The 13,264-nt window shown below is 50.4% G+C and carries 12 protein-coding genes; all 12 read left to right on the forward strand.

Translation table 11 applies throughout. The features are described from left to right. The first annotated feature begins 128 nt into the window (after positions 1 to 128). The 12 genes from PBOR_RS17200 (at position 129) to PBOR_RS17255 (ending at position 13,238) form a co-directional block, all read left to right on the forward strand. Entirely contained in the window at positions 129 to 1,748 is a 1,620-nt protein-coding gene (locus PBOR_RS17200; RefSeq protein WP_042213677.1) for an ABC transporter substrate-binding protein, read from the forward strand. Beyond that, positions 1,745 to 2,734, forward strand: coding sequence for an ABC transporter permease (locus tag PBOR_RS17205; RefSeq protein WP_245647804.1), 990 nt, complete (start codon positions 1,745 to 1,747; stop codon positions 2,732 to 2,734). The genes PBOR_RS17200 and PBOR_RS17205 overlap by 4 nt, the downstream gene beginning before the upstream one ends. Then, positions 2,731 to 3,597: an ABC transporter permease gene (locus PBOR_RS17210; protein WP_081972084.1), complete on the forward strand. Its 867-nt coding sequence runs from the start codon at positions 2,731 to 2,733 to the stop codon at positions 3,595 to 3,597. Before PBOR_RS17205 ends, PBOR_RS17210 begins: the two co-directional genes overlap by 4 nt. Then, the gene (locus PBOR_RS17215; protein WP_042213680.1) at positions 3,597 to 4,352 is read left to right on the forward strand and encodes an ABC transporter ATP-binding protein; all 756 of its coding nucleotides are present in this window, start codon (positions 3,597 to 3,599) and stop codon (positions 4,350 to 4,352) included. The genes PBOR_RS17210 and PBOR_RS17215 overlap by 1 nt, the downstream gene beginning before the upstream one ends. Then, entirely contained in the window at positions 4,352 to 5,101 is a 750-nt protein-coding gene (locus PBOR_RS17220) for an ABC transporter ATP-binding protein (RefSeq protein ID WP_042213682.1), read from the forward strand. Before PBOR_RS17215 ends, PBOR_RS17220 begins: the two co-directional genes overlap by 1 nt. Before the next feature lie 24 nt (positions 5,102 to 5,125). Next, entirely contained in the window at positions 5,126 to 6,190 is a 1,065-nt protein-coding gene (locus tag PBOR_RS17225; RefSeq protein ID WP_042213685.1) for an aminotransferase class V-fold PLP-dependent enzyme, read from the forward strand. Beyond that, positions 6,187 to 7,347: an amidohydrolase family protein gene (locus PBOR_RS17230; protein WP_042213687.1), complete on the forward strand. Its 1,161-nt coding sequence runs from the start codon at positions 6,187 to 6,189 to the stop codon at positions 7,345 to 7,347. The genes PBOR_RS17225 and PBOR_RS17230 overlap by 4 nt, the downstream gene beginning before the upstream one ends. 153 nt (positions 7,348 to 7,500) lie before the next feature. Then, positions 7,501 to 8,358 (forward strand): Cof-type HAD-IIB family hydrolase, encoded by an 858-nt coding sequence (locus PBOR_RS17235; RefSeq protein ID WP_042213689.1) that lies wholly within the window; start codon positions 7,501 to 7,503, stop codon positions 8,356 to 8,358. 307 nt (positions 8,359 to 8,665) lie between these two features. Further along, positions 8,666 to 10,147, forward strand: coding sequence for an Lsa family ABC-F type ribosomal protection protein (locus PBOR_RS17240; protein WP_042213690.1), 1,482 nt, complete (start codon positions 8,666 to 8,668; stop codon positions 10,145 to 10,147). A gap of 119 nt (positions 10,148 to 10,266) precedes the next feature. Next, positions 10,267 to 11,073, forward strand: a complete 807-nt coding sequence (locus PBOR_RS17245; RefSeq protein WP_081972085.1) for a hypothetical protein — start codon at positions 10,267 to 10,269, stop codon at positions 11,071 to 11,073. A 368-nt stretch (positions 11,074 to 11,441) separates the two neighbouring features. Further along, complete coding sequence (locus PBOR_RS17250; RefSeq protein WP_052429518.1) at positions 11,442 to 12,335, forward strand: ABC transporter permease; 894 nt, start codon at positions 11,442 to 11,444, stop codon at positions 12,333 to 12,335. Between the two features lie 6 nt (positions 12,336 to 12,341). Next, entirely contained in the window at positions 12,342 to 13,238 is an 897-nt protein-coding gene (locus tag PBOR_RS17255) for a carbohydrate ABC transporter permease (RefSeq protein WP_042213698.1), read from the forward strand. Positions 13,239 to 13,264: the final 26 nt, after the last annotated feature.

A 13,264-nucleotide genomic window follows, 5' to 3' on the forward strand; every position in this document is an offset into this window, starting at 1 on the left:
TTCCTGCAATGGAAGGAATAGATTCAATTCTGCCGTTCAATTGAACTTTTGTTTGACAGAAGAAGATGTGTAATCCATAATACAATCCATACTAAACATATATGATTTATAGGAAGGGTGGATCACACGTGACCAAGTTAAAGGCTACATTTAGAAAAACGATTGGAATGGGGACACTGACAGTAATGTTTGTAGTGCTGCTGGCAGGATGCTCAGGTTCCAACAACAATGCGGACACCAGTAATGGCGCTCAGGCAAGTGCGAGTCCAGCCGCAACAGAAAGCACAAGCACAGCAGAACCATCTGCAGGAGGCACTTTTACCTATGGCCGGCCGGCTTCCGTAACCTCGTTTGATCTGCATAACCAGATCACCTCCAATAATGCGTTTGCGATTGATAAAGTGTTTGAATCTTTGGTCGCTTTTGACAGCAAGGGTGAAATTAAGGACTTTCTTGCCCAGTCCCACACGATCAGCGAAGACGGCTTAACGTATACCTTCGTATTGCGTGACGGTCTGAAGTTCTCGAACGGAACGCCAGTCACAGCGGAGGATGCTGTGTTCTCCCTGAACCGTCATTTGACGGTTGAAGGGCCTCTGGCGATCTCGGCGACGGTCGAATCCTTCAAGGCACAGGATGACAAGACACTGGTGATTAAGCTGAAAGAACCCTACACACCATTCATCTCCGAGCTGTCGAACTTCTCGAACGGTATTATCCCGAATAATTTCGGCGGGGTTTCCGAAGAAGAATTCTTCAAGAAGCCGGTAGGCACGGGACCTTTCGTAGTTGAAACCTGGGACCCGGCCGGTGATGTTACCTTCACCAAGAACACAAACTACTGGCAGGAAGGTAAACCGTATATCGATAAGCTTGTCTATAAACTGATCGAAGACGACAGCCAGGCGATCAACCAGCTGAAGGCAGGAGAAGTGGATGCAGTGGAAGCCCTGTCCCTTCAGAATGCAGGAGAGATCAAGGATGGCACAGATACAACGGTAGTAACGAACGGCAGCTGGGTGACGGAGCAATTGTTCTTCAACACGCTGGATGAGCATTTCTCCGATGTTCATGTCCGCCGTGCCCTGGCGCTGGCGCTGGACCGTGACGGTCTGACCAAAGCTTTAACCTTCGGATATGCACAGACCGCCAATTCTTTGCTGCCGACAACGATTCCTTACAATGCCAATGATACCCTTAAGTCATTGAACTTCGATGCTGCCGCAGCCAAGGAAGAGCTTGCCAAGTCTGCATTCCCTAACGGATTCTCAACCAAGCTGCTGATTGCTTCCGGCAACAGCACAAGAGCCCAGGAAGCACAGATTATTCAGGCGGCAGGCCAAGCCATCGGAATCAAGATTGAGATTGAATCCGTTGAACTTGCCACCTTCCGTGAACGCTTCTTCGCCTATGATTTCGCGGCGATGCTGAACAGCGGTCAAGCCGATTCTCCGGAGGCGAACTCGATACTCGCCTTCCAGACCGATCCTGAAGGCTTCAGCAAATCGTACTGGACACACTACACGAACGATAATGTAACCAAGCTGCTGTATGAAGGTCAAAAAACACCAGACGGCGATGCCCGCGCAGCAATCTACACCGAGCTGCTGCAGACCCTTGCAGATGAAGTGCCTTACATTCCGCTGTATTATCCGGACATCCTGATCGGTGCCCGTTCTTCCGTTGAAGGACTTGTTGTTCTGCCTAACGGTAGTATCCGTCTGGAAGATGTGCGCGTAAGCAAATGATGAATTCCAGGCAAACCTTAACCGGTGCGCAAGGAAATAATGGTTCTTACAAGTGGCTGGGAATAGCACTTGTAAGAGCCTTAATTGTTATCCTCTGCGTGATGACGGCTGTCTTTTTCCTTATACGTATTGTGCCCGGTGATCCTGCCAAAATGATTCTCGGGGAATACAGTACACCTGAAGCGCTTAAGAATATGCATCACACCCTAGGGCTGGATCTCCCGCTATGGGAACAATTCGTCCGTTTTATGAAGACCTTGTTCACGCAAGGAGATACCGGAAACTCCATTATTATGGGCACCTCGGCACGAGAGCTGATTATGCAGCGGGCTCCTATAACCTTGCTGCTTATCCTGATTGCCTGTGTGCTTGCAATTATTACTGCACTTCTGCTTGCTACGGTTGCAGCCACACATAAGGATAAACTGCTGGATCATCTGATCCGCATCTTTCCTGCGATTACTCTCGGTATGCCAATCTTCTGGGTTGGCATTCTTTTGATTCTGCTCTTTAGTGTCCGGCTGGGCTGGTTCCCTGTCGGGGGAGTAGGCGAAGGCTTCACAGGAACGCTGCGAAGCCTGGCGCTGCCGGCGATAACGGTTGCTTTTTCACAGATTCCTACGCTGGTCCGCTCGCTCAGGGCGCAAATGCTGGAGGTACTCGAATCCGATTTTGTCGTCACGCTGAGAGCAGCGGGCATACCTTCCAGAGTCATTCTGTTTAAGCATGTCCTGCGCAATTCAGCGCTGCCGACACTGATGCTGCTGGGAGTCAACATCTCTTATCTCATCGGGGGTACGCTCGTGGTCGAGCAGGTATTTGGCATCAAAGGGATCGGCAGCCTGCTGTTCACTTCAATTTCGAATCGGGATTTCCCTGTTATCCAGGGAATAGCACTTTATTGTGCGCTATCTGTAGTGATCATCAGTCTGCTGATTGAAATCATCTCCTGGTGGCTGGATCCCAGAACGAAGGGGAAACAATGACAACTACAACTCCAGATATACAATTGCCCGCGGGCAAGAAGAAAGTAAACGGGCTGAGACGGATATGGAATACCCCATCCCTGCTCATTGGAATCATTATGTTCGCTGTGCTTATTCTTCTGGCTCTGTTCATCCCTTACTTAAGTCCATATCATCCAACGGAGCAGAATTTGAGCGCCTTCCTGCAGCCGCCGTCATCCACCCACTGGCTGGGAACCGACCAGCTGGGGCGTGATTTGTTTACCAGACTAATCTATGCAGCGCGGACGGATCTGACTATCATGGTTCTGGCCGAGATCATTCCGTTCTGTACCGGTGTCTTACTGGGAATGCTGTCAGGGTATTACGGCAAATGGACCGACAGAATTATTGCACTGATTACAGATACATTTATCGCTTTCCCGTTCTATCTGATCGTAATTATCGTGGCCTTCGCCAGCGGTGCCGGGGAACGGGGGATTTATATCACCTTCATTCTCGTAGGCTGGATTGTATTCGCCCGTGTGGTCAGAGGACTTAGCGCATCCTTCCGGGAACAGGAATGGGTCGCTTCTGCCCAGACCTTAGGACTTCCCGGCATACGAATTATTCTACGCCATCTTCTGCCTAATGTATTGCCGCAAGCCGTTGTCGTGCTGATGACGGATATGGTCGGGCTGCTTGTAGCCATTGTAACACTGGGTTATCTGGGGATCGGCATTGCACCGCCGACACCGGACTGGGGGACAATGATCTCAGATGGACAACCCTTCATTACCACCGCCTGGTGGCTGTCGGCAGTTCCGGGATTCGCCGTGGTGTATACGGGGATTGCATTGTCTCTGTTAGGGGATGGCCTGGCCGATATTTGGAGGAAAAAATAATGTCAATTGAACCTGTGCTCGAAATAGAATCACTGACACTGGCAGCAAAGTCGAAAGATATTCTCGTCAATAATATAAGCTTCTCGCTTGCGCGCGGGGAGAGTCTCGGGCTGGTAGGGGAGTCTGGCTCCGGCAAGTCGCTTACTCTGCGAGCAATCCTTGGTCTCCTTCCTCGTGGTGTGGAGCAGACCGGAGGGACCGTCCGGAGTACGGTAAGCAGTGCGATGGTATTCCAGGACCCGAGAGGCGCGCTGGACCCGCTCTGTCCGGTTGTGAAACAGCTGGCAGAAGTCGTGTATTACAGACAACAAGTCAGCCTTAGAGCATCGCGGACAATTGCCCTGGAGCTGCTTGCAAGATTAGGTCTTCCGGATTCTTTGAGAAAAACAGACCGTTATCCAAGCCAGTTGTCGGGCGGCCAGTGTCAGCGTGTTGTTATCGCATTGGCTCTTGCCTGTAAGCCCGGCATTCTGCTCTGTGATGAGCCGACAACCGCGCTGGATGTCACCGTTCAGCGGCAGATCATCGACACGATTACCAGTCTGCAGCGTGAGCTGGGCTTCGCCATGGTCTTCGTTACACACAATCTGGCAATTGCCGCTAACCTCTGCTCCAGATTATATGTCATGAAGCAGGGGCAGATTGTGGAGCACGGAGAGACGCTTAATCTGCTTCAGCATCCGGCTGATCCCTACACACAGATGCTTATTGATTCAGTGCTTCCTCTGCCGGAGCTTGAAGGGAGCGTACAATAATGGAATTAGCTTTGCAGGTACGTGATCTAACGGTCCGTTACGGCGGATTTACCGCGCTTGACCATATACAGCTGGATTTGGAGCAGCATACCACGCTGGGGCTTGTCGGAGAGTCCGGTTCTGGAAAGTCTACGCTTGCGCGGGTCATTGCCGGGCTGATCGCTCCGGATGAGGGGCAGATTCTGCTGGGTTCACAGGAGTTGCGCAAGAAGAGAAGCAGAGAGCAGCATAAGAAGATCCAGATGATCTTCCAGAATCCGGATGCCTCGCTGAATCCTAAGCATTCTATCCGGCAGATCCTGTCTGAAGCCCTGCTGTTTCACCGGATTGTCGACCGTTCCCAAGTAGAGACAAGAAGCAAGGAGCTGCTTAGCCGGGTTCAGCTGGAAGCCAGGTCCCTGGACAGGTATCCGCATGAATTCTCCGGCGGCCAACGACAGCGGATTGCCATTGCACGCGCTCTAAGTGTGGAGCCGAGCCTGCTGATCGCCGATGAACCGACAAGTGCACTCGATGTATCCGTGCAGCGGAGCGTATTGGAACTGTTCCACACGCTCAAAAACGAGCTTAACCTTACCGTGTTATTCATTTCTCACGATCTTGGGGTTATTCACGCAGTCAGCGACACCGTTGCCGTCATGCGGCAGGGGAAGCTGGTAGAGATCAATACCAAGGATCAGTTCTTCATCCGCCCGGAGCATGAATACAGCCGCGAGCTGTTATCTGCGGTTCCAAAGATGCCACAATGAAATCAATTACATCAGGAGGTCTACATGAACCAAGAACCTAAAGGATTTATCCCGCTGTCCCTTTCTGAGTTCAATACATTAACAACATTGCTCTCTGATCTCTTAGACACCCAGTACCCTCCGGTGATCATCCCGGGGGAAGCCATATTAGGCATTGAAGCGGTAGCCGCAGGAATTGCTGCACCCGGCCGGACCATTCTAAATGTAGTGACTGGCCCTTACGGCAGTTTGTTTGGACAATGGCTGGAGCGCGGCGGAGCGACGGTGATTGAAGTGAAAGTTTCCTTTGATGAAGTCATTACGGTTGAAGAGGTTGCGTCTGCGGTTGAGCGGTATCATCCGGTTGCTGTTTCCTTCGTACAGGCAGAAGTCGTTACAGGCGGCTCCAACCCTGCGAAGGAAATCTTCGGCCTTGCACGCAAACATAATCTCATTACGGTAACGGATTCCGTATCAGCAGTAGGTGGAGAGGCTCTGTCAGTCGATGAGTGGTCCGTGGACTTTGCCGTAATTGGTGCTCAAAAAGCACTCGCCGGACCTAACGGAGTCAGCGCAGTCAGTATATCACCACGCGGCTGGGCATTCCTGGAGTCGAATGAGCAAGCACCCCGCAATTCCATTCTATCCTTGCTGGATCTGAAGCCGGCACCGGATGGCACGCCGCCGCTTCGCGTCCCGCCGAATATTCCAACACTGGAGGCCAGAGCTCTGATCGCAGCTTTGTCTACTATTGCCGATGAGGGACTGGCTCAAGTGATCAAGCGCCATGAACGTGCAGCAGCTTCTGCCATAGCGGGTATCACAGCTCTTGGTCTTGAACCATGGCAGAAGAACAGCCGTCAATATTCCACACTGACTACTACCGTCCGGATTAACGGGGAAGAGAACCTGCGGATCAAGCAGCCTATCGGCATCGTTGCTCCCGGAGACGGGGAACTATACGGCCAGCTGCTGCGGATCAACCATTTCGGCGCCAACGCCAGCCGGGAAGGCGTGGAGACAGCGGTACGCACGCTTGCCGGATTGCTGAAGCAGGATGCGGAACAGGCAGTTCAGGAAGTCCGCCAGGTATGGGGTGAAGCCCTATGATCCTCAAACAACCACAATTGCAGGCTTACAATGGCATCCATATCGCAGGTATTGAAGGGAAACGGTTCGATATAGAGATTCAGAATGGCCGGTTCACATCGGTTGCGGAAGCAGGATCTAAGCATGTTGAGACGGAAGAGCCCCAGCAGAAGCTATGGATCAGTCCGGGTATCATTGATCTGCATACGCATCTGGCCTGGACCGATTTCGATCATGCCGACCAGCTGAATCGGGACAGCCGGGAGGTTGAAGTGATGCAGGCAGAGGCCTTCGCAGCCACCTTGCGGACTGGTGTAACAACGGCGCGCGATGCCGGAGGCATTCTGCCAAGCACCATCCGGCATCTGGTGAAGTATTATCAGCAGCCGTTACGGGTGCAGACCAGCAGTGAAATGCTGGGTGCAGCGGATGCCAAGGGTGTTAAGCATCTGGAGCAGCGCCTGAATGAGATCTACGCTACCGGAGCAGGATGGATCAAAATTATGGCAACAGGCGGTCTTGGTGCACCTACCGAGAAGGTAACAGAGCCGAACTTCTCTGAGGAAGAGTTCGCCTTCATCGTCCGTCATGCGCACGCGAACCACAAGAAGGTTCTGGTACATACCTGGGGCGGCGTGACGATTGACTGGTCTATCCGGGCTGGAGTGGAATCCATAGAGCATGGGATGTTCCTTACCTGGGATCAGGCGGGCAGACTGGCCGAGTCCGGCGTAGCCTTCGTACCGACAACTTCGATCTACCGGATCGCTGCCGATCCCAAGGGGGTACTTGCACTGAATCCGGTCATCTGTGAACGGGCCGCCCGCGCTGCCGATGCTCATGCCACGGCAATTGGATATGCCAAGCGGGCAGGAATACGTCTTGGATTCGGTACGGATTATGCTACACCATCACTGCATGGTTATAACCTGCAGGAATTCGATACGCTGTTCGATTACGGCTTGAGCCGGGCAGAAGCGTGGAAGTCTGCTACGCAGGACGCAGCTGAGATCCTCGGAAGCGGACATGAGCTGGGGCGGATTGCCGAGGGCTACATTGCCGATGCGGTCATCTATGCTGCCGATCCGTATCAGGCACAGAATGCCGGGCAGCTGCGGAAGAGCATCATTTCGGTGGTTACAGGGGCGCAGGAATCGGATTTGCTCCAGATCAATTAATCGTACCCGGCAGGCATAGGACTGTCCCATTTAACCATTTCATGGTGTTGGGTCAGTCCTTTTTCACGTCTGTTTCTGAAAATAATCCTTGACCTGGAACGCATTACATAAATTATAGTTCAGAGGAACATTACACAAGGGGGCTGGGGATTCATGAGTCAGAACAGCAGAAAAATAGTCTTCATCGACATTGACGGAACACTTCTCACAGAGAATGGCATCGTACCGGAATCGGCGCAGCAGGCATGCAGACAGGCGCGGGAGAACGGGCATTTACTCTACCTGTGTACTGGCCGCTCGAAGGCTGAAATCTATGACTCGATCTGGAATATCGGCTTCGACGGCCTGATCGGAGCTGCAGGCGGGTATGTAGAGAGCGGCAATGAAATGCTTTATCACAAAAAGGTAACCCCGGAAGACGCCAAACATCTGATCGATTATTTCCACGCCAATGAGGTGGATTTCATTCTGGAATCCAACACCGCGCTATACGGGAGCCGCAACTTACAGCCGCATCTGGAACGCAGAATTTATGGTGATCTGCTGAATGATCCTGCAGCACAGGAGCGCAAACGGCTGACACCGCATCCATATATCGCAACACTGACGTATGGGAACGAAGAATTATATTTGGATGATGTCAACAAGATCTGCTTTCTTGAGAGCAGCCTGCCATTTGATCGGATTCAAGCGGATTTACAGGGCCGGTTCACAGCGCTCCAGAGTTCTATCCCCCTGTTTGGCGAGAATAGCGGGGAGCTGATGATTCCGGGTGTCCACAAGGCTTCGGCCATTGCCGATGTGCTGCAGCACCTGAACATTCCGCGTGAAGACAGCATGGCGCTCGGCGATGGGCTTAATGATCTGGAGATGCTGGAATATGTCCAGGTGGGGGTTGCGATGGGCAATGCCAGAGAGCAGCTCAAACAGATTGCCGATGATATCACAGACCACATTGAGGAAGACGGACTGTATAACTGCTTCCTGAAATACGGCCTGATCTCTGCTTGAAGAGACACTGAATTCGTACGGCCCGGGTTGATATCCGATAAAGCTCATGGTAAAATGCACTTAATTAAACGATTGGAGTTGAACAGTATAGTGTAGGATTCTCTTGCGATATATAAAACAATAAAACAGCTTTGAGCGTTATTTCGTGCGCGTGTTTTATTCTTTATATGCAAGAAGGGTCTGCATCTTTTCACTCAATCAATATATCCTTATTCAAGTCCGCCCGGGCTGAATTTGCTGTATTTATTTGAGCTGTAAGAAGATAACCTTCTTGCAGCTTTTATTATTTTATACAGGAGGATATTGTATGTCATTGATCAATGTGAGTAATCTGACGTTTGCCTATGAGGGCACTTACGATAATATTTTTGAACATGTGAATTTCCAGCTGGATACCGATTGGAAACTGGGCTTCACCGGGCGCAACGGCCGGGGCAAAACCACCTTTCTGAACCTGCTGCTTGGCAAATATGAATACAGCGGGACGATATCCGCACAAGTCAGCTTTGAATACTTCCCGTTTCCGGTTACGGACCCCACAAGTCAGACCCTGGATGTAATCAGTGAAATTGACCCGGAGTATGTACACTGGAAATTGATGCGGGAGCTGAACCTGCTGAAGGTAGCGGAGGATGTGCTGTACCGGCCTTTCAATTCATTGTCGAACGGGGAACAGACGAAGGTGCTGCTGGCGGCCCTTTTCATCAAGGAGAACAGCTTCCTGCTTATAGACGAGCCTACCAATCATCTGGATATGAAGGCCCGGCAACTGGTCAGCAACTATCTCAGCACCAAAAGCGGCTATATTCTGGTTTCGCATGACAGAGCTTTCCTGGACAACTGCGTAGACCATATCCTGTCCATCAACAAGACCAACATCGAGATCCAGAAGGGGAACTTCAGCAGCTGGTGGGAGAATAAGACGAGGCAGGATAACTTCGAGCTGGCGGAAGACGAGAAGCTGCGGCGGGACATCAGGCGTCTGTCGGATTCCTCTAAAAGAACAGGCGGCTGGGCCCATGAAGTGGAGAAATCCAAGAACGGCACCCGAAACTCCGGCTCCAAACTGGATAAAGGATACGTTGGCCACAAAGCCGCTAAAATGATGAAGCGTTCGAAATCCATCCAGCAGCGGCAGCAGACTGCCATCGACGAGAAGTCCAAGCTGCTCCGGAATATCGAAAGCTCGGACAGTCTGGAAATATCACAGCTGCCTTATCATAAGCAACAGCTGGTCCAGCTGGATGATGTTTCGATCTATTACAGGGAGAAAAGCGTTTGTTCAGCTGTGAGCTTCACGATTGAGCAGGGGGACCGGATAGCGCTCTCCGGCAGCAACGGCTCCGGTAAATCGAGTATTCTCCTACTGATCTGCGGGGAGAACATAAACTATACAGGCAGCTTGATTAAGGATAGCCAGCTTGCCATTTCTTATGTATCACAGGACACCTCGCATCTTAAGGGCAGTCTGAGCGAATATGCCAGAGAGCACGGGATTGACGAGAGCCTGTTCAAATCGATTCTGCGGAAGCTGGATTTCTCGCGGATTCAATTTGAGAAGGATCTGTCCACCTACAGCGGCGGCCAAAAGAAGAAAGTATTGATTGCCCGGAGCCTCAGCGAGAAGGTGCATCTGCATATCTGGGATGAGCCGCTTAACTTCATTGACGTGATCTCCCGGATGCAGATTGAAGCGCTGCTGATGGAACACACGCCGACGATCCTGTTTGTGGAGCACGACCGGGAATTCTGCGCGAATATTGCTACCAAAAACTATTACTTGGATTGAACGCCGTGATAATGTATTCCAGCCCAAATTCCGTCCGTTAAAGTGATATTGCTCACTTACTTATATAGGAAAATCAGGAATTATATAAAAAGGGGGATTAAGAGCGGGAGGACGGAATTTTGGAGCTGGAACTTAACGGGATTAACGCGGATTCACTAGTTCAAATGTTAAAAGCTTCGTTTACCTTGGAGAATTGGGAGGGTATTCTCCTGATCGCCGACAAACTGTATAGCGAGATTAATGCTATCTATAATGCCAATCAACGTGAACGGGCAGCCGCACAAAAAGTAACTTCATTTAACCTGCGACGTCCCGTAGTCTATTATTTCGGATACAGCATGTCTCTGAAAGGAATCGCGATGGAGAAGAAGGGCCGCTATGCTGAAGCGCGGGCCGCCATCGATAAATATTCAGATCTGAGCTGGATTGAAGGCATGGATGCAGCAGGCGTGGCAGAGGTAGAGTATTATCAGCAGATTGCAAAGGCTAACCGCTATGTGATTGATCTGAACGAGGGGAATACTGATATTATTCCTGATTATATAGCCTTCTTGCGGATTAACGAACAGGAATTACTATTGGGTCTGATTAGTATTCTTAAAGCTGCAATTAACTTTAAATATAACGTCGATGAGATTCTTAACGAATTCCAAGAGAAAATGTCGGCAATGGCAGTGTATTATGAGACCCAAAGAATTGTACGTTATTATAACGATTATATCTATCTTAAGGCGAAATACTATTCCATAATTGGGAAAACCTATGATTCAATTAACACTCTATTACTGTCTCTGACATCATCTGTTAAACTTAATGATAATACAGGATTCAGAAAGTCCGTAGCGCTTTTTGAGAACCTGCGAGCCGAGTCAACCGCAAGTCAGCTTGGTGAGTACAAGCTCTTAATGCAACAATTGCTTGCTTGAATAAGGAAGGCTTTCTTGATGAAAAGGTGTTTATGCTTACGATGATCATGGTTGCTGTTGTGAGGACCAATGTCGCAGTAGAAAGTGCCGCCGGATAATCAACGAGTACACCTTCCGCCGTAAATTCTAGCTTCGTACCCCTAAGCTATGGTGTAGATCTTTAGCATCTACCTGTACACCCTTTAAGATGGACAAGCCTCTGCGAGCTGCAGGGGCTTTTTTTGCGTTCTCAATTAGCAAAATAAAATGCAGGCAATAATTTAGTAAGCGCTTTAAATATCCAATCAGAGCAATAGATAACCAACCGCTGTTATATAGGCAGGCTTCGCGCTTCACCTTATGATAGAACTATCAAGGGGGGATGCACATTGTACGCTAAGTTCTACAAGTACCGCTGGCAATATTTAATGATCCTGCCGGGAGTCCTGCTGCTGCTGCTGTTCAGCTACATACCGATGGCGGGGATTCAGGTTGCCTTCCGTGATTTCCAGCTGGGGACCTCGATCTGGAACAGCTCTTGGGTGGGACTCGGCAACTTCACTTTCCTGCAGGACCCCCAGTTTTTGACGGTGGTCCAAAATACGCTGTATATATCGGTACTGAAATTCATCTTCGGATTCCCGGCACCGATTCTGCTGGCGTTGCTGATTAATGAAGTGACCCGGCCGGTATTTAAGCGTTTCGTGCAATCTGTCAGTTATCTGCCGCATTTTTTCTCATGGATTGTAGTCGCTTACATTCTGCAGTCTTTCCTGACTCTCGATGGCGGGCTGGTCAATCAGATCATCGGAAAGGCGGGCGGTGAACCGGTATTCTTTCTCGGTTCAACAGAGTGGTTCCGTCCTATGGTCATTCTAAGCAGCTTATGGAAAGAGACCGGGTGGAACACAATTCTCTATCTGGCCGCAATCACGACGATTGATCCTCAACTATACGAATCCGCCAAGGTGGAAGGTGCCGGGAAGCTGGCTCAGATCCGGCATATTACCATTCCCGGTATTCTGCCGACAATCTCCATCGTGCTGATTCTGAGTATTCCCAGCCTGATTACGGTAGGGATGGATCAGATATACCCGCTGATGAATTCAGCCAATCAAGGGGTGGCGGATGTGCTCGATACGTACATTATCCGCAACGGACTACAGCAGGGATATTTCGGCATGGCAACCGCAGTAGGACTATTGTCCTCACTGATCAGCTTGATTCTCGTAGTTTCGACCAATCAGCTGTCCAGAAAAATAAACGGGGAAGGATTATGGTGACAGCCAATGAAGCTCAGCAGAGGTGAGACAATAGCCCAGTACATCATCGTAGTTGTTCTGGCCGGCATGTGCTTGTCAGTACTGTACCCGTTCCTGTACATGCTGGCGATCTCCCTGAATGATGGTGCGAGTGCGGCCAAAGGCGGCGTGTATCTATGGCCGAAGAACTTCACCCTAATTAATTATGAAATCGTGCTCGGCAATGAGATTATCCGCCAATCCTATCTGATCACAATTGCCAGGACAGTTATTGGCACCTTCGGAGGACTTATCGTTACGCTTCTGGTCGCTTTCGGGTTGTCTTACCGCGGGCTTCCTTTAAGAAGTACGATTCTCGGCTATATCCTCCTGACGATGTTATTTAACGGCGGGCTGGTTCCTTTCTATATTCAGCTGAACAACCTCGGGCTGGTCAACACGTTCTGGGTGTATATTTTTCCCGGCCTGTTCTCGGTGTGGAACATGTTCGTCATGCTGAAGTTTATACAGGGGATACCGGAAGCCCTGATTGAGTCCGCTGAACTGGATGGTGCCGGTCCTGTCCGTACCCTGGTTCAGATCGTAATTCCGCTCTCTCAGCCTATGCTTGCTGCGCTGGGGCTGTTCACCGCAGTGGGACACTGGAATGACTGGTTCGCCGGCGCTTTCTTCGTAACCAGGCAGAATCTGATACCTGTGCAGACTTTCCTGCAGCAATTGCTCGCAGCCCAGGATCTATCGGCGGTCCTTGGTTCAAATACGAACCAGGAGGCTCTGGCGAGAAGCTCGCAGATGCAGAACATTACACTGATGTCGATTAAGATGGCAGTCGTTATGGTGAGTGCGATCCCGATTCTGTGTGTATATCCGTTCCTGCAGAAATATTTTGTGAAGGGGGTTCTTGTGGGGTCCGTGAAAGGATGAAATACAATACCAGAATAGGGGGAATT

Source organism: Paenibacillus borealis (assembly GCF_000758665.1).
In the GTDB taxonomy this organism is placed as follows: domain Bacteria; phylum Bacillota; class Bacilli; order Paenibacillales; family Paenibacillaceae; genus Paenibacillus_AQ; species Paenibacillus_AQ borealis.